Annotated in this window: 12 protein-coding genes and 1 pseudogene; 2 read left to right on the forward strand and 11 right to left on the reverse strand. The window is 71.3% G+C overall.

Translation table 11 applies throughout. The features are described from left to right. Positions 1 to 75: 75 nt before the first annotated feature. The 4 genes and pseudogenes from I004_RS0123290 to I004_RS35580 all read right to left on the reverse strand — a co-directional run bounded on the left by I004_RS0123290 (position 76) and on the right by I004_RS35580 (position 2,427). The gene (locus I004_RS0123290) at positions 76 to 270 is read right to left on the reverse strand and encodes a DUF3046 domain-containing protein (RefSeq protein WP_028437488.1); all 195 of its coding nucleotides are present in this window, start codon (positions 268 to 270) and stop codon (positions 76 to 78) included. 45 nt (positions 271 to 315) lie between these two features. Next, entirely contained in the window at positions 316 to 630 is a 315-nt protein-coding gene (locus I004_RS0123295; RefSeq protein WP_028437489.1) for an AzlD domain-containing protein, read from the reverse strand. Then, the gene (locus I004_RS35575) at positions 627 to 1,460 is read right to left on the reverse strand and encodes an AzlC family ABC transporter permease (RefSeq protein WP_078511693.1); all 834 of its coding nucleotides are present in this window, start codon (positions 1,458 to 1,460) and stop codon (positions 627 to 629) included. The genes I004_RS0123295 and I004_RS35575 overlap by 4 nt, the downstream gene beginning before the upstream one ends. Positions 1,461 to 1,600: 140 nt before the next feature. Next, positions 1,601 to 2,427, reverse strand: a pseudogene (locus tag I004_RS35580) (AraC family transcriptional regulator). 48 nt (positions 2,428 to 2,475) lie between these two features. Between I004_RS35580 and I004_RS0123310 the strand changes: the two are divergent. Together I004_RS0123310 and I004_RS0123315 are read left to right on the forward strand one after the other, a co-directional pair. Further along, a complete protein-coding gene (locus I004_RS0123310) occupies positions 2,476 to 7,239 on the forward strand; it encodes an Lhr family ATP-dependent helicase (RefSeq protein ID WP_199779453.1) in 4,764 nt (1,587 codons plus the stop codon). A gap of 105 nt (positions 7,240 to 7,344) precedes the next feature. Then, positions 7,345 to 8,199 carry a DNA-formamidopyrimidine glycosylase family protein gene (locus I004_RS0123315; RefSeq protein ID WP_028437491.1) on the forward strand — a complete coding sequence of 285 codons (855 nt, stop codon included), beginning with the start codon at positions 7,345 to 7,347 and terminating at the stop codon, positions 8,197 to 8,199. 565 nt (positions 8,200 to 8,764) lie between these two features. Here I004_RS0123315 and I004_RS0123320 read toward each other — a convergent pair. The 7 genes from I004_RS0123320 to I004_RS0123350 all read right to left on the reverse strand — a co-directional run bounded on the left by I004_RS0123320 (position 8,765) and on the right by I004_RS0123350 (position 16,874). Further along, positions 8,765 to 9,148, reverse strand: a complete 384-nt coding sequence (locus I004_RS0123320) for a helix-turn-helix domain-containing protein (RefSeq protein WP_028437492.1) — start codon at positions 9,146 to 9,148, stop codon at positions 8,765 to 8,767. Positions 9,149 to 9,278: 130 nt separating this feature from the next. Beyond that, entirely contained in the window at positions 9,279 to 9,845 is a 567-nt protein-coding gene (locus I004_RS0123325) for a CinA family protein (protein ID WP_051345340.1), read from the reverse strand. Continuing rightward, positions 9,842 to 10,549, reverse strand: a complete 708-nt coding sequence (gene pgsA, locus I004_RS0123330; RefSeq protein ID WP_028437494.1) for a CDP-diacylglycerol--glycerol-3-phosphate 3-phosphatidyltransferase — start codon at positions 10,547 to 10,549, stop codon at positions 9,842 to 9,844. Before pgsA ends, I004_RS0123325 begins: the two co-directional genes overlap by 4 nt. After that, on the reverse strand, positions 10,546 to 12,123 hold the full coding sequence (gene rimO, locus I004_RS0123335) for a 30S ribosomal protein S12 methylthiotransferase RimO (protein WP_028437495.1): 1,578 nt from the start codon (positions 12,121 to 12,123) through the stop codon (positions 10,546 to 10,548). Before rimO ends, pgsA begins: the two co-directional genes overlap by 4 nt. A 128-nt stretch (positions 12,124 to 12,251) precedes the next feature. Beyond that, positions 12,252 to 13,073 (reverse strand): helix-turn-helix domain-containing protein, encoded by an 822-nt coding sequence (locus I004_RS0123340; RefSeq protein WP_028437496.1) that lies wholly within the window; start codon positions 13,071 to 13,073, stop codon positions 12,252 to 12,254. Between the two features lie 191 nt (positions 13,074 to 13,264). Next, positions 13,265 to 15,991, reverse strand: a complete 2,727-nt coding sequence (locus I004_RS0123345; RefSeq protein ID WP_028437497.1) for a DNA translocase FtsK — start codon at positions 15,989 to 15,991, stop codon at positions 13,265 to 13,267. 175 nt (positions 15,992 to 16,166) lie between these two features. Beyond that, positions 16,167 to 16,874, reverse strand: coding sequence for a response regulator (locus I004_RS0123350; RefSeq protein ID WP_028437498.1), 708 nt, complete (start codon positions 16,872 to 16,874; stop codon positions 16,167 to 16,169). Between the last annotated feature and the right edge of the window lie 80 nt (positions 16,875 to 16,954).

Genomic DNA, 16,954 nt, shown 5'->3' on the forward strand with positions numbered 1-16,954 from the left:
TATTCTGTGGAAAACTCCCGAAATCCCTGCTCAAAAGGGCGAGTTGGGCCGGTCCGGCGACAGAGCGACGGCCGGTCACCTCTTGTCGGCGGGCACATCCATCACGGCGCACACGATCCGCCAGACGTCCTTCGCGTCCCAGCCGGCCTCCAGCGCCTCGCACACCGTGCGGCCGCCGAGATCGGCCATCACATGGTCACGCGAGAAGGAGTCCGCATAGGACTCGCCGAAGTGGTCCGCCATCCGCTGCCAGAAGTCCGTCAACCGCATGCGACCAGTATCCAGCCCGGCGCGACCCGGCCGTCCGCCCTCCCCTCACGGGGCCCAGCCCAGGGCCCGTACCGCCGCGGTGACCAGCACAGCCGCCGCGATCACGACGAGGAAGGGCGCACGCAGCAACAGCACCACCGCAGCCGCGGCCAGTCCCGCCGCCTTCGCGTCCAGCAGCAGCGCGCCGCCCTCGCTGAAGGTCTGCTGCGCCGTCAGCGCGGCGAGCAGAGCGACCGGAAGCAGCGTCACCAGCCGCTTGACGAGCGGGCGTTCCAGCATTCCCTCCGGCACCGACAGCCCCAGCAGCTTCGCGGCGTAGCAGCCCAGCGCCGTCAGGCCGATCGCGATCCACACGCTCATCGCCGCTCCTCCCCCGTCTGCCGGCCGCCCTCGTCGGAGACCTCGGGGCCGACGCCCGCCTCCGGACCTGCCGCCGCGTCAGGCTCCTGCTCCGGCTCCCGGTCCCGCTTCTGATCCCTGCGTCCCCGCAGCAGCAGTACCGCGGGCGCCGCCAGCGCCGCGAGCAGCACCGGCACACCGCCCGGGAGCACGGGCAGCAGCCCGAGCCCGAGGGCGACGGCGAGGGCGGCGGTCGCGCGCGCGGAGGTGGTACTGAGCATGGGCGCCAGCAGCGCGAGGAAGACCGCGGGACCCGCCGCGTCCAGTCCCCACGTCTTCGTGTCGCCCAGTGCTCCGGCACCCAGCGCCCCCAGCAGCGTGGTGAGGTTCCACAGCACGAAGAGGGTCACGCCCGTGACGGTGAAGCCGATCCGCGCTCCCCGCCGGGTGCGCTGGGCGAGGGTCACCGCCGCTGTCTCGTCGATCACCATATGGGCGGCGAAGGGACGTATCGCGCCCGGCAGCCGCAGCAGGGTGGCGAGCCGCAGCCCGTAGAAGGCGTTCCGCACGCCCAGGAAGAAGGCTCCCGCGGCGGCGGTGAGCGGGCTCGCGCCCGCCGCGAGCGCGCCGACGAGAGCGAACTGCGAGGCGCCGGTGAAGACGAACAGGCTGAGCGCGCACGTCTGGGGCAGGCTGATGCCCGCACCGGCCGCCGTCACCCCGAAGGCGAATCCGGACAGCCCGACGGCGACGCCCACGCCGAGGGCGTCGCGTACGACGCCGCGGTCGTCGGTTCCGTTGCCGGAGGGCGGGCCGGCGCTGAGCTGGAAGCCGTTCTTCTGTTCGAGCACGGCCTCACGCTAGTCACGGGGCCGACAGCGGTCTTGTACGTTCTTGCGCTCCCGCCTGTTCAGGGAGATCGCACTCAGGGAGATCGCGCTCAGGGACATCGCACCGCCGGGACGGACGCGAACACCCCTTCTCAGGCAGTTCAGCCGGGCCGCAGACGCTCACGCTGGTAGGCGCCGGGCGGCACGCCCACGATCCGTCCGAAGTGCCGGCTGAGATGCGACTGATCCGTGAAACCCACCGCCGCAGCGGTCTCCGCGAGCGGCACGCCGGCGCGAGCAGCCTGCGTGCCCGGTGCACACGGGCATCGGTCAGCCAGGCGTGCGGCGGCATCCCGTACCGCTCGCGATACGCCCGCAGCAGCGAGAAGGTGCCGGTGGCCAGCTCGCCGGCAAGCGCCTCAAGGGTGGGAGGATCCGCCATCCGCTCCTCCAGGACCGCGCGTGCGCGCTCGGCCGTGCGGGCTCCCGCCGTGGCGACGGGCCGGGACGGGATCGGACCTCCGTACAGCCGCAGCACCCGGGCTATCGCGATCCGCATCAGGCTGTCCGCGGCAAGTGCCTGGCCGCCCTCCGCCGCGCGGTGCACGCGGGCGATGAGGGCCGCGCTGTCGGGGTCGTCGACGGACGTGGTGACGAAGCCGGGAGTGCCGCGGAGCGATGTCGTCTCGGCGGCTATGCGCGCGACCAGCGAGGGTGCCGGATAGAGCACGTCGTAGCGCCAGCCCTCCGGGCTGCCCGCGTGCGCCGAGTGCGGGACACCGGGATTGATCAGCGCGAGTCCACCCGGCCCGGCACGGTGCTCGACACCGCGGTGCTCGAATGCCTCCACGCCCTCGGCGATGGCCCCGATCACATAGGCGTCGTGCGTGTGCCGGGCGAAGGTCTTGCGCAGGTACCGGGCGCGCAGCAGATCGACGTCCGGCAGCTGCGGGTGCTGCCAGTGCCGCGCGCTCTCGACCGTTCCCATGCGCCCATTCTGCGCCGTGCTGCGGCGTTGTCAGTGGTGAGGTGCACGATGGAGACCATGGGTCAGACCTCGCCGGGCCCCTCGCCGGCTTCGGCACTCGATGTGTTCTCCCCCGCGACCCGGGCCTGGTTCACGGGGGCCTTCAGCTCGCCCACGTCCGCCCAGGCCGGGGCCTGGCGTGCACTCGCCGAGGAGTCGGACGCGCTGGTCGTGGCGCCCACCGGCTCCGGCAAGACCCTGGCCGCCTTCCTCGCCTCGCTCGACCGGCTGGCCTCCACTCCCCCGCCCGCGGACCCGATCAAGCGCTGCCGGGTGCTGTATGTCTCACCGCTGAAGGCACTCGCGGTCGACGTGGAGCGCAATCTGCGCAGCCCGCTCACGGGCATCCGCCAGGAGTCCCTGCGCCTGGGGCTGCCCGAGCCGGACATCAGGGTCGGCATCCGCTCCGGTGACACCCCTGCGGCTGAGAGGCGCTCGCTGGCCCGCCGCCCTCCGGACATCATGATCACGACGCCCGAGTCGCTGTTCCTGATGCTCACCTCCGCCGCCCGTGACGCGCTCTCCGGTGTCGAGACGGTGATTCTGGACGAGGTGCACGCCGTGGCGGGCACCAAACGCGGCGCTCATCTCGCCCTGTCCCTGGAGCGGTTGGACGAGCTGCTGGAGCGCCCCGCGCGCCGGATCGGGCTGTCCGCGACGGTCCGTCCCGTGGACGAGGTGGCCCGCTTCCTGTCACCTCAGCGCAAGGCGACCGTCGTGCAGCCGCCGTCCGGCAAGGAGTTCGACCTGTCGGTGGTGGTGCCCGTCGAGGACATGGGCGAGCTGGGCAGTTCACCCGCGCAGGACAGCGCCGGGGGTGCGGGCGGCGGCAGCGGCCCGGGTGGCGGCGGAAAGCCGTCGATCTGGCCCTCGGTGGAGGAGCGCATCGCCGACCTCGTGCAGGCGCACCGCTCGACGATCGTCTTCGCCAACTCCCGCCGTCTCGCAGAGCGTCTGTGCAACAGGCTCAACGAGATCGCGTACGAGCGCGCCACGGGCGAGCCCATGCCCGAGCACCATTCGCCCGCGGAGGTGATGGCCGAGGCGGGGGCGGCGAAGGGCGCCCCGCCCCTGCTGGCCCGTGCGCACCACGGCTCGGTCTCCAAGGACCAGCGTGCGCAGGTGGAGGAGGAGCTGAAGTCTGGGCGGCTGCCCGCCGTGGTCGCCACTTCCAGCCTGGAGCTGGGCATCGACATGGGAGCCGTCGACCTGGTCGTCCAGGTCGAGTCGCCGCCGTCGGTCGCGTCGGGTCTCCAGCGTGTGGGCCGCGCGGGCCATCAGGTCGGTGCCGTCTCGGCCGGAGTGGTCTTCCCCAAGTACCGCGGTGACCTGGTGCAGTCGGCGGTGGTCACGGAACGGATGCGCGAGGGCGCCATCGAGGCGCTGCGCATCCCGGCCAACCCGCTGGACGTTCTGGCACAGCAGCTGGTCGCGATGGTCTCCGTCGACACCTGGGACGTGGAGGAGCTGCTGCTTCTGGTGCGCCGCGCGGCACCGTTCGCCTCTCTTCCAGATTCGGCGTACCACGCCGTGCTGGACATGCTCGCGGGCCGCTATCCGTCCGACGCCTTCGCCGAGCTGCGGCCGCGGCTGGTGTGGGACAGGGTGGCGCAGACCCTCAGCGGCAGGCCCGGCGCCCAGCGCCTCGCCGTCACCTCCGGGGGCACGATCCCCGACCGGGGCCTGTTCGGTGTCTTCCTCGCGGGTGCCGACCCGAAGAAGGGCGGCGGCCGGGTCGGCGAGCTGGACGAGGAGATGGTCTACGAGTCGCGCGTGGGCGACGTCTTCACGCTGGGAACCACCTCCTGGCGGATCGAGGACATCACCCGCGACCGTGTGCTCGTCACACCCGCTCCGGGCGTTCCGGGGCGGCTGCCCTTCTGGAAGGGCGATCAACTGGGCCGCCCGCTGGAGTTGGGGCGCGCACTCGGAGCGTTTCTGCGCGAGGTCGGCTCGCTCGGCGCCGAGGCCGCGCGCGAACGGCTGTCGGCGGCAGGACTCGACGACCTGGCCGTCGGCAACCTGCTCACCTACCTCGACGAGCAGCGCAGCGCCTGCGGTCACGTCCCCGACGACCGGACGATCGTGGTCGAGCGCTTCCGCGACGAGCTGGGCGACTGGCGGATCGTCGTGCACTCCCCCTTCGGGGCGCAGGTGCACGCCCCGTGGGCGCTGGCCCTCGGAGCGCGTCTCACCGAGCGGTACGGCATGGACGCGCAGGTCATGCATGCTGACGACGGGCTCGTCCTCCGCCTCCCCGACGCCGATCTGATGGGTCTGGATCTGCTGGAGGAGGCCGCTGCGGGGCAGCCGGCCGGGGGCAGCACGGCCTTCGACGACGGGCAGGCCCCGGTCGGCGTCTCCGACGTCCTCTTCGACGCGGGTGACGTCGAGCAGATCGTCACGGACCAGGTCGGCGGCTCCGCTCTCTTCGCCGCCCGCTTCCGTGAGTGCGCCGCGCGTGCGCTGCTGCTGCCGCGCCGCAACCCGGGCAAGCGCACACCTCTGTGGCAGCAGCGTCAGCGGGCCGCCCAACTGCTCCAGGTGGCATCGGAGTTCGGCTCGTTCCCGATCGTGCTGGAAGCGGTACGGGAATGCCTTCAGGACGTCTTCGACGTTCCGGGCCTGTCGGAGCTGATGGGCGACATCGAGGCCCGCCGCGTCCGCGTGGTCGAGGTGACCACCACCGACCCCTCCCCCTTCGCGCGATCCCTGCTCTTCGGCTACGTCGCGCAGTATCTCTACGAGGGCGACTCACCGCTGGCGGAGCGCCGTGCGGCCGCCCTGTCGCTGGACTCGCGGCTGCTGGCGGAGCTGCTGGGCCAGGCGGAGCTGCGCGAACTGCTCGACGCGGAGGTGCTGGCGGAGCTGGAGCGCGAACTGCAGTGGCTCAGCGAGGACCGCCGCGTCAAGGACGCCGAGGGCGTGGCCGACCTCCTCCGGCTGCTGGGCCCGCTGACGCCGGAGGCGCTGGGGGAGCGCGGAGCGGACCCACGGTGGGCGGAGGAGCTGGAGTCCGCCCGGCGGGCGATCCGCGTACGCATCGCCGGGAAGGAGCACTTCGCCGCCGTGGAAGACGCGGGCCGGCTGCGCGACGCCCTGGGAGCGGCGCTCCCGGTGGGCGTCCCGGAGGCGTTCACCGAGCCGGTCCCGGATCCTCTCGGCGACCTGCTCGCCCGGTACGCCCGTACGCACGGCCCCTTCGTCTCCGCCGACGCGGCCGCGCGCTTCGGGCTGGGCACCGCCGTGGCGGAGGGCGCCCTGCAGAGGCTCGCGGCATCCGGACGTCTGGTGCAGGGCGAGTTCCATCCAGCCGGGGTCGGCCAGGAGTGGTGCGACGCGGCAGTGCTGCGCCGGCTGCGCCGCCGCTCGCTCGCGGCACTGCGCCAGGAGCTGGAGCCGGTGCCGGCTTCCGCGCTCGCGGCGTTCCTGCCGCAGTGGCAGCACGTGTCCGCACCGGGCGCGGGCAGCGTGCGCGGCATCGACGGACTGATGCGCACGGTCGAGCAGTTGCAGGGCGCGCCGGTGCCCGCATCGGCCCTGGAGAAGCTGGTGCTGCCGGGCCGCGTGCATGACTACGGCCCCGGAATGCTCGACGAGCTCACCACCTCCGGCGAAGTCCTCTGGGCCGGTGCGGGTTCACTGCCCGGCAAGGACGGCTGGCTCACGCTGTATCCCGCGGACACGGCGGGGCTGCTCCTTCCGCCGCCCCTGCCGCTGGAGCTGACGCCGCTCCACCAGGCCCTGCTGGACGCCCTCGCCCCCGGGTACGGGCTGTTCTTCCGTCAGATCGCCGACCAGGTACGTGCCACGTCGGCCCCGGAGGCGACGGATCCCCAACTGGCCGACGCCCTCTGGGATCTGGCCTGGTCCGGCCGCGTCTCCAACGACACGCTGGCTCCGCTGCGGGCGCTCCTCGGCTCGGGCCGTACGGCGGGGTCGACGGCACACCGCGCCAAGCGTACGGTCCCGCGCGGGCGTTACGGCTCGCTCACTGCCGCCGCCACCCGCAGCGGCACGAACCGCCCGACCGCTTCCCGCAACGGACCCCCCACCGTCGCCGGTCGCTGGTCCCTGCTGCCACCCGTCGAGACGGACGCGACGCACCGGGCGCATGCCCTGGCCCGCACGCTGCTGGACCGGCACGGCATCGTCACCCGGGGCGCGGTGGCGGCGGAGGGCGTGGAGGGCGGCTTCTCCGCCGCCTACCGGGTGCTGGCCGCTTTCGAGGAGAGCGGCCAGGCGCGGCGCGGCTATGTCGTGGAGGGCCTCGGCGCGGCCCAGTTCGCGATGGACGGCGCCATCGACAGACTGCGCGCCGTGCACACGGCCCGCGAGCGTGAACAGCACTTCCGCGCCGTGGTCCTGGCCGCAGCCGACCCGGCGAACGCATACGGGGCGGCTCTCCCCTGGCCCGATCCCCCGGAGGGTGCGACACACAAGCCCGGCCGGAAGGCCGGCTCCGTCGTCGTCCTGGTCGACGGCGAACTCACCCTCTACATGGAGCGGGGCGGCAAGACACTGCTCGTATGGCCCGGCACATCCGAGCCGGGCGCAATCGCCGGCGACGACGTCCTGGACCCCGGGGGCGGGGTCCCCGCGCCCGCCACGGCGGCCGAGGCGCTGGCACGCGCGGCGCTGGAGGGCGCCCTTGGCACCGTCACCGTGGAGCGTGTGAACGGAGCTTCCGCGCTCTCGTCACCGTTCGGCAGCCTCCTGGAGACCGCAGGCTTCCACGCCACGCCCCGCGGCCTCCGACTGCGGGCCCGATGACGGAAAACGGCCGGAATCAACCGGCCGCGGGGCGCGGCAAGTCGGCCTACCGCTGGCGGCGTACCGCACTCACCGCTGCCGCTGCCCCGTTGCAAGGATGAGCCCATGCCCGAAGGAGACACCGTCTGGTACACGGCCCGCCGACTCCACGAGGCGCTGGCCGGGCAGGCCCTGACGCGTACTGATTTCCGCGTCCCCCGGCTCGCGACGGCGGACCTCACCGGACGACGGACTCTCGAAGCGGCTCCCCGCGGAAAGCACATCCTCATCCGCGTCGAGGGCGGCTTCACGATCCACTCGCATCTCGGCATGGAAGGTGCCTGGCGGGTCAGCACACCGGAGCATCGCACGCGCGGCGGCAGCGGCCCCGCGCACCAGATCCGTGCGGTCCTGGCCACGTCCTCCGCCACGGCGACCGGCTACCGGCTCCCCGTTCTCGAACTGCTGCGCACAGACGAGGAGTCGGGGGCCCTCGGACACCTGGGGCCGGATCTTCTCGGCCCGGACTGGGACGCTCAGGAGGCCCTGCGCCGTCTGCTGACCGACCCGGGCCGCCCCCTCGTCGAAGCCCTGCTCGACCAGCGCAATCTCGCCGGCATCGGCAACGTCTACGCCGCCGAGCTGTGCTTCCTCGCGGGCAGTTCGCCCTGGGCACCTCTGGGTGAGCTGCCGCCGTCCCGCCTCGAGAAGATACTCGCCGCAGCGCGGAATCTTCTCGACGCCAACAAGGACCGCTTCGACCGCCGTACGACGCAAGCCCCCGCCGGTTCGGACCGCGACCGCGCGCTGTGGGTGTACGGCCGGGCCAACCGCCCCTGCCACCGCTGCGGCACCACAGTCCGCACGGGCCGGCACGGGCCCGCGGAGCGCCCCCGCACCGCTTTCTACTGCCCTCGCTGCCAGCCCGGTCCTCACCCTCGGACGCCCGGATCGCCGGATTCCGGCCGGGCCTCTCGCTGACCGCCCACACCTCATGTACGACCCGGAGTCAGTCAGGCTCCGACTCCTGCGGCCGCCCCTGAACTTGCCTGCCCCACCCGGCCGTTCGCCGCCCGGGCCCCTGGCCGTACATCTGCGCGGGGCGCCGCACCGTCCGGCTTGCGGCCTGTTGACGCGGAGTTCCGAGCGTCACATGCACGGGTATCAGGCCCAGCCCCCAGCCGAGCACCGCCGCCATCGCCGCCCCCGGAGGAGCACCGGGTGCTATGAGCGGCCACCCCAGCCAAGCGCCGGCCGCCACAGCCCCTGCTGTCAGGGCCCGGCGCACCGGCAGCCACCGTATGGAACCCGTCATCTCCGCGCACCTCCCGGGCACGTCCGATGCTGGTCACGCTCAGCTCATCGTCACGTACTCAGTGCGACCGCGCGACAGCAGAGCGGCATCGGTGCGTGCGACTGCGGTTCGGCGCCGCGCGGCGGTCGTACGGCGCCGAAGCCGACGCCCCGTCACGGGACAGCGAGAGGCCCCGCCGGACGAACCGGCGGGGCCTCTCGGCGAACTCTCGTGCTGTCCGTGCGGGGCGCGTCAGGCCGCGACGACGTCGACGGCTTCCGCGGGCGCCTTGATCGTGACACGCTCCTCCGGAACACCTGTGACGGAAGTCACGGAGATCGGGTTGAGGACAGTACGCCGCATCGGGGCGGGCACGGTCTCGCTCGCAGCGGATTCGGCCAGCTCCGCGAGTGCCAGCTCGTCGCTGACTTCCCGCATGAGCTCGGACATCCGCACATCCAGCGCGTCGCAGATCGAGGACAGCAGCTCGGAGGAAGCTTCCTTCTGACCGCGCTCTACCTCGGAGAGATACCCGAGCGAAACCCGGGCAGATGAAGAGACTTCGCGCAGGGTACGGCCCTGGCGCTGGCGCTGCCGACGCAGCACGTCACCCAGCAGGCGACGGAGCAGAATCATCGGTGCTCCTCCCTCTCAACGCGCGGCGTCTTCCACAGCTTGATACCCACCACCCCATCGGGCGTGAATCCTTCAGACTCCACCGTACCGCCTCGGGCTGCACCCGTGCGGGGAGCGATGTCGTGTTCACTCAGGGCTGCAAACAACCATTCCCCCCGTCATGTTCCTTATCCTTCCTCCGCGCATTCCCGGCCAGTTCGTCGCGCAGCAACCCCAGTGCGCCCGTCACGCTCCGCCTGCGGATCTCCGCGCGGTCACCGTCGAAGCTGAGCGCCCGGCAGGTCGTCCCGCCGTGCGGGCCCACGACAGCGGTGTAGACCGTGCCGACGGGCTTGCCGTCCTGCGGATCCGGGCCGGCGACCCCTGTCGTGGACAGTCCCCAGGACGCGCCCAGTGCCGCTCTTACGCCCTCGGCCATGCTCCGTGCCACGTCCTCGTCGACGGCTCCCCGCTCCGCCAGCAGCGCCTCGTCGACGCCCAGCAGATCCCTCTTCAGATCTGTCGCGTATGCGGTGACCGAACCGCGGAAAGCGCGCGAGGAACCCGGTGCGGCAGTGATCTCGGCGGCCACCAGCCCTCCCGTCAGCGACTCGGCGACAGCCACCGTCTCCCCGCGTTCCACCAGCAGCTCCAGCACATGCGCGGCCACGTCGAAGAATTCCTCTTCGCGGTCCTCGGGCGGCGGGATGTCGCTCATGACCGCTCCGGTCCGGCCGCCTCCGCGGCTCGCGCTTCCCGCTCGCGGGCACGCCCGGCCCTGCGCAGCAGGATCGCCTGCCGTACGTAGTCGAGCCCGGTCACGACCGTCAGCACGACGGCGACCGCCATCACCCACCAGCGCAGCGTGGCGAGCGGCCCGGTCAGCGCCAGCACGTACATGCCCACGGCGACGCCCTGCGCCAGGGTCTTGAGCTTGCCGCCCCTGCTGGCGGGGATCACACCGTGCCGGATGACCCAGAAGCGCAGCGCCGTGATGCCCAGCTCCCGGAAGAGGATTACGCCTGTCACCCACCAGGGCAGGTCGTCCAGAACCGAGAGGCAGGCCAGAGCGGCACCCATGATCGCCTTGTCGGCGATGGGGTCCGCGATCTTGCCGAAGTCGGTGACGAGGTCGTAGCGGCGAGCCAGTTCCCCGTCGAAGAGGTCCGTGATCATGGCGACGGTGAAGGCGGCCCAGGCGAACGAGCGCCAGGTGGGGTCGTGCCCGCCGTGCCACATCATCAGGGCCACGAATCCGGGCACGAGCAGCAGCCGCACCATCGTGAGGATGTTGGCGATGTTCCACAGGCTCACTCTGCGCACCGCGCCCGCGTCAGCACCGGGCAGGGGCTCGTACTGGGGCTTGTGCTGGGGTTTGGCCATCGCACCACCACTCGCCGCGGAGGCCGGGACTCCTGTCATCCGCCGGCCTCCTTGCTGCCTCCGCCGCCCTCGTCGCCCCCCTCGGCACCGCTGTGCAGAGGCTCCGCGACCAGGTCCACGCCTTCTGTGGCGACCACTTTCGCCTCGACCATACGTCCGATCGCGGAGCCTCGTAGCGGTGCGGGGCCTCCCGTCAGCAGCACGTGCCCGTCCGTTTCCGGCGCCTGGTGCGCGGCGCGGCCAACGAGCACGGTCCCTTCGGCGTCGTGACCGTCACCGCCCTGGCCGTCCTCATCGCTCTCGACGGCCTCGACGAGCACGCGCACGGTCTCCCCGAGCCGCTCCTCGGCACGCTGAGCCGACAGCTCCTCAGCGAGCCGGGAGACCCGCTCGAGACGTTCCGCGACGACATCGGGGGCGTTCTTGTCCTCGTAGCCCGCGGCCTCCGTCCCGTCCTCATCGGAGTATCCGAAGACTCCGATGGCATCCAGGCGGGCCTCACTGAGGAAACGCTCCAGCTCGGCGACGTCGGCCTCGCTCTCACCGGGGAATCCCACGATGAAGTTCGAACGGACGCCCGCCTCCGGCGACTTGGATCTGATCGTCTCCAGCAGTCCGAGGAAGCGGTCGGTGTCGCCGAAACGCCTCATCGCGCGCAGCACGGCCGGGGCGGAGTGCTGGAAGGACAGGTCGAAGTACGGGGCGACCTTGTCCGTCTGCGTCAGTACGTCGATGAGATCGGGGCGCATCTCGGCCGGCTGGAGGTAGCTGACCCTGACGCGTTCGATGCCCTCGACGGCGGCCAGTTCGGGCAGCAGCGTCTCCAGGAGCCGGATGTCGCCCAGGTCCTTGCCGTAGGACGTGTTGTTCTCGGAGACGAGCATGACCTCGCGCACGCCCTGTTCGGCCAGCCAGCGCGTCTCTCCCAGTACGTCCGAGGGCCGCCGGGAGATGAAAGAGCCGCGGAAGGACGGGATGGCGCAGAACGAACACCGCCGGTCGCAGCCGGACGCCAGCTTCACGGACGCGACGGGGCTGCCGTCCAGCCGCCGACGCAGGGGCGCTCGGGGCCCGGAAGCCGGAGCGACACCCTCCGGGAGGTCGGCGGGCCCTTCGGGCATCAGGTCTCCGTGGCCGGGCAGCGCGACCCCGGCGGCGTCCTGCCGCTCGGCAGGGCTGATGGGCAGGAGCTTGCGGCGGTCGCGGGGGGTGTGCGGGGCGTGCACGCCTCCGCCGAGGATGGTCTGCAGCCGGTCGGAGATGTCGGCGTAGTCGTCGAAGCCGAGCACGCCGTCGGCCTCGGGCAGCGCCTCCGCGAGCTCCTTGCCATAGCGCTCGGCCATGCAGCCCACGGCCACCACGGCCTTGGTGCGGCTGCCGCCCTCCGAATCCGCGCCGGACTTCAGGTCGTTGGCCTCAAGGAGTGCGTCGACGGAGTCCTTCTTGGCGGCCTCGACGAAACCGCAGGTGTTGACCACTGCGACATCGGCCTGCGCGGCCTCTTCGACGAGATCCCAGCCGTCCGCCGCCAAGCGGCCTGCGAGCTCTTCGGAGTCGACTTCGTTGCGTGCGCATCCAAGCGTGACAAGGGCGACAGTGCGGCGTTCGGGCATGGACTCAGCGTACTTCGTCGCGTTCCGCCCACCGGCCGCAGGTGATGCTGCGACTGGTGGGCGGAACGCGCTCCGGCCGGGTCCTCGCGCGGTCGCGCCGCGGTGCCCAGGTCAGGGCGCTGCCGGAGTCAGCCCGCCTCGGGGTCACCCCGGGTGTAGCTGACGCGCTGGACCTGGCCGTCCTCGCCGACGTCCTTGACTTCCTTGCCGTTGACGTAGAGCTTCACGCCGCCGGCGTTGCCGAGTACGAGGCTGAGGCGCTTGTCGTCGGTGAAGACCTTGCTCTTGCTCTTCTTCAGCACACCCTCATGCATCAGCCGTCCGTTGTGGTCCCGCGCGGAGATCCACACGTCCTGCTCCGCGGTCATCTGCACCGTCACCTTGTCCGCGGGGGCCGCGGCGATGGCGCTGTCGGATGCCTCGGGGCTGTCGGACGGCTTCTGGTCCTCGGGAGCGGAGGTCTCCGGAGGCCTGGAGGGAGTGGCGGTGTCCGTGGGCTCCGACGACGGTGTCTCCTTCGCCTTGGAGGGCTGCTGCTCACCGCCCCCTCCGACGAGGGTGAAGCCGACGAAGCCGACGACCGCGACGATCGCGGCGACCATGGCGGCCGTCCAGTTGGGCCTGCGCCGTTCCGGCCTGATGCGTTCGGCCTCGAAGAGGGCGGCAGGCGGGGTCGGCTGGGGACGTCCACCGTGATCCGCGTCGTACTGCGCGACGAGCTCTTCGGGATCCAGCCCGACTTCGCGCGCCAGGGTCCGCACATGCCCGCGGGCGTAGACGTCACCACCGCAGCGGGAGAAGTCATCCGCCTCGATGGCCTGCACGATGGGGACGCGCACTCTCGTAGACGTACTGACTTCATCCACAGTCAGCCGTGCTTCGTTGCGTGCTTGCTGGAGGGCTTGACCGACCGATGGACGGTCCTCTTCCGCTGCGTTGCCGATGGACACGGGGGCGCCTTTCGAGCGTGTAGCCACCTGCTGGACGTTCAGTCTAGGGGCGGGGCAAAAGAGCGGGGCAAGCGGGCGGACGAACTTTGTACGCCATCAGGATTGTCGTACCGCCTGACTTCGGACACTTCCGCACACTCCCGTCTCCCAACTTGACGTATACGCCGGGGAAACGGTTGCCTCACTCGTCCTTATGGGTGAGACTCCCCGCGGATCACGGCCAGCACACCATCAAGTTCATCGGGCTTGATCAAAACATCGCGCGCCTTGGATCCCTCACTGGGCCCGACCACGCCACGCGATTCCATGAGATCCATCAGCCGGCCGGCCTTGGCGAAGCCCACGCGCAGCTTCCGCTGCAGCATCGACGTCGAACCGAACTGGGTCGAGACGACCAGTTCCGCCGCCTGGCAGAGCAGGTCCAGATCATCGCCGATCTCCTCGTCGATCTCCTTCTTCTTGCTCTGCCCGACGACGACGTCGTCTCGGAAGACCGGGGACATCTGCGCCTTGCAGTGCTCGACGATCCCCTGGATCTCGTCCTCGCCGACCCAGGCCCCCTGCATGCGTACCGGCTTGTTCGCGCCCATGGGCAGGAACAAGCCGTCACCCTTGCCGATCAGCTTCTCCGCACCTGCCTGGTCGAGGATCACCCGGCTGTCGGCGAGGGACGACGTGGAAAAGCCCAGCCGGGAGGGCACGTTGGCCTTGATCAGGCCGGTGACGACATCGACGGACGGGCGCTGCGTCGCCAGCACCAGGTGGATGCCCGCCGCACGTGCGAGCTGCGTGATCCGTACGATCGCGTCCTCGACGTCGCGTGGGGCCACCATCATCAGGTCGGCCAGCTCGTCGACGATGACCAGGAGGTACGGGTACGGGGCCAGCTCCCGCTCGCTCCCCTCCGGCGCGGTGGCCTTCCCGCTGCGCACGGCCGCGTTGAAGTCGTCGATGTGCCGGTACCCGTAGGCCGCCAGGTCGTCGTAGCGCAGGTCCATCTCGCGCACGACCCACTGCAGGGCCTCCGCGGCTTTCTTGGGGTTGGTGATGATGGGCGTGATGAGGTGCGGAATGCCTTCGTAAGCGGTCAGTTCGACCCGCTTGGGGTCGACGAGGACCATCCGCACGTCCTCCGGAGTGGCACGGGCCAGCACGGAGGTGATCAGGCAGTTGATGCACGAGGACTTGCCGGAACCCGTCGCGCCCGCGATCAGTATGTGCGGCATGCGGGCGAGATTGGCCGAGACGTAGCCCCCTTCGACGTCCTTGCCGAGGCCCACGAGCATCGGATGTTCCTCGCCCGCCGCCTCGGCGGAGCGCAGCACGTCGCCGAGATTCACCATCTCCCGGTCGCTGTTGGGGATCTCGATGCCGACCGCCGACTTGCCCGGGATCGGGCTGATGATGCGCACGTCCGGGCTCGCCACGGCGTAGGCGATGTTCTTCGTCAGTGCCGTGATCTTCTCGACCTTCACGGCCGGACCGAGTTCGATCACGTACCGGGTGACGGTCGGCCCACGAGTGAAGCCGGTGACCGCGGCGTCCACCTTGAATTCGCTGAAGACGTTCGTCAGGGACTCCACCACACGGTCGTTGGCAGCGCTGCGCGTACGGCCCGGCCCGCCCCGCTCCAGGAGGTCGAGGGAGGGCAGCGAGTACGTGATGTCGCCGGAGAGCTGGAGCTGTTCGGCCCGCGGCGGCAGCGCCTCCGGGTCCTTCCGGGCGGAGGACTTCGTCAGATCGGGTACCGGAGTGTCCTCGCGCCGGCCCGCGGCGCTCTCGCCGCGCTCGCGACGCGCACCGATCTCTGACTCGCTCTCATCGCCGGAATTCTTGTTCCGCTCGCCGGAGGAGACACCGTTGCTCAGGTCGGCGACGAGCTGCGAGGGCTGCACGCCGTGCAGCAACGCCCCGTCGAGCGAGGCCGCCGCGCCCGCGGCGACGTCGAGCGATTCGTCCGACCGGCCGACGCCCGCGCCGCTGCGGCGGGCGCGGCCCTTGCGCGAGGAGCGGCGCTCATCGAGGGCATCCTTCTCCGCCTGTGCCGGGTCGAGGTACTCCTTGCGCATGCTGTGCGCACGTCCTCGCGCAGGGCGGTGCTCCGCGTCGGCCTCGTCATCCTCGAACTCCCTTGGCCCGGCGGGCGGGTCCGCGAGGCCCAGCCGTACGGCGAGCGCACGCAGCCTTCGCGGGATCGCGTTGACGGGCGTGGCGGTGACAACCAGCAGACCGAACACGGCGACCAGCACGAGCAGCGGCACGGCGAGCGCCCCGCCGACCGTCTCGATCAGGGGCCGGGACGAGGCCCAGCCGATGAGGCCCCCCGAGTCCTGGATGGCGCTCTCGCCCGCACCGCGCCCGGGAGCGCCGCACGCGATGTGCACGAGCCCGAGCCCGCCCACGACCAGCGCCGAAAGCCCCACGACGATACGGCCGTTGGCCTCCGGCTTCTCCGGATGGCGGATGAGGCGTACGGCGATGACGCCGAGGAGCACCGGCACGAGCAGATCGAGCCGGCCGAACGCCCCCGTGATGAGCATCTTGACGAGCTCGCCGACGGTGCCCTTGAGGTTGGACCAGGTACCCGCGGCGATGACCAGGGCGATGCCGACGAGCAGCAGGGCCAGCCCGTCCTTGCGGTGGGCCGGGTCGAGGCCCTTGGTGCTGCGCCCTATGCCGCGCAGGAGCGCGCCGAGGGTGTGGGCGACGCCGAGCCAGCAGGCCCGCACCAGCCGGTAGATACCACCGGTGGGCGACGGAGCCGGCTTGGGTGCCGCCTTCGCTTTCGCCTTGGCGGGAGGCTTACGGGCAGCTGCCTTCTTGGCGGTGGCCTTCTTCGCCGGCGCCTTCTTCGCGGCAGCCTTCTTCGCGGGTGCTTTCTTGGCTGCTTTTCCGGAGCCTGACGTACGAGAGGCCATGGTGGTGAGGTTACCGTCGTCGGGCCTCCGGGGCACGAACGGCTGCGCAGTGCCTGTGTGCTGACAGGGGCCGGATCGCCACCCCTGCCCCAGGGCAGGCTCATGACGTTGCGTCAGGCTGTCGTGCGGCGGATACGGCTACCGAGGCCCGGGCCGGGCCTTCGGTCCGGCCCGGTCAGTTCTGCGAGGGCACCTGGGCCGTGGCGCTGCCGCCCGCACCGGGTTCGAGGGCGTCAAGTGCCCGGCGCAGCCCGGTGATTTTGCGTTCGAGGTGCGCGGCCGTGGCGACGGTGGCCGATTCGGCGCTGTCGCCCAGCTGCTTGGACAGCGCTTCCGCCTGCTCCTCCACCGCGGCGAGGCGGGTGGACAGCTCGGTAAGCAGTCCGTGGGGCTCGGCGCCCTCCTCGGCCTCAGCACTCTCCGGTGCCGGGCCGGAGGAGCCGCTGCCGTTCTCCAACTGGCGCCGCAGCAGTGACGCCTGCTCACGCAGCTGGACGTTCTTCATGTAGAGCTCGACGAACACGGAGACCTTGGCGCGCAGCACCCACGGGTCGAACGGCTTGGAGATGTAGTCGACCGCACCCGCCGCATATCCCCGGAAGGTGTGGTGCGGGCCGTGGTTGATGGCCGTCAGGAAGATGATCGGGATGTCCCGCGTGCGCTCCCGGCGCTTGATGTGGGCAGCCGTCTCGAAGCCGTCCATGCCGGGCATCTGCACATCGAGCAGGATGACCGCGAAGTCGTCCGTCAGCAGCGCCTTGAGCGCTTCCTCCCCTGACGATGCCCGCACCAGCGTCTGATCGAGCGCGGAGAGAATGGCCTCCAGCGCCAGCAGATTCTCCGGCCGGTCATCGACCAAGAGGATCTTGGCCTTCTGCACCATGGCCCGTCCTCCTCGCCCCGGCAGTCCGTCGGACGCCGCCCCTGGGGGCCGCTCATCGACAGCGCCGCCCGTCCTTGTGC

Source organism: Streptomyces sp. TAA486 (assembly GCF_000426165.1).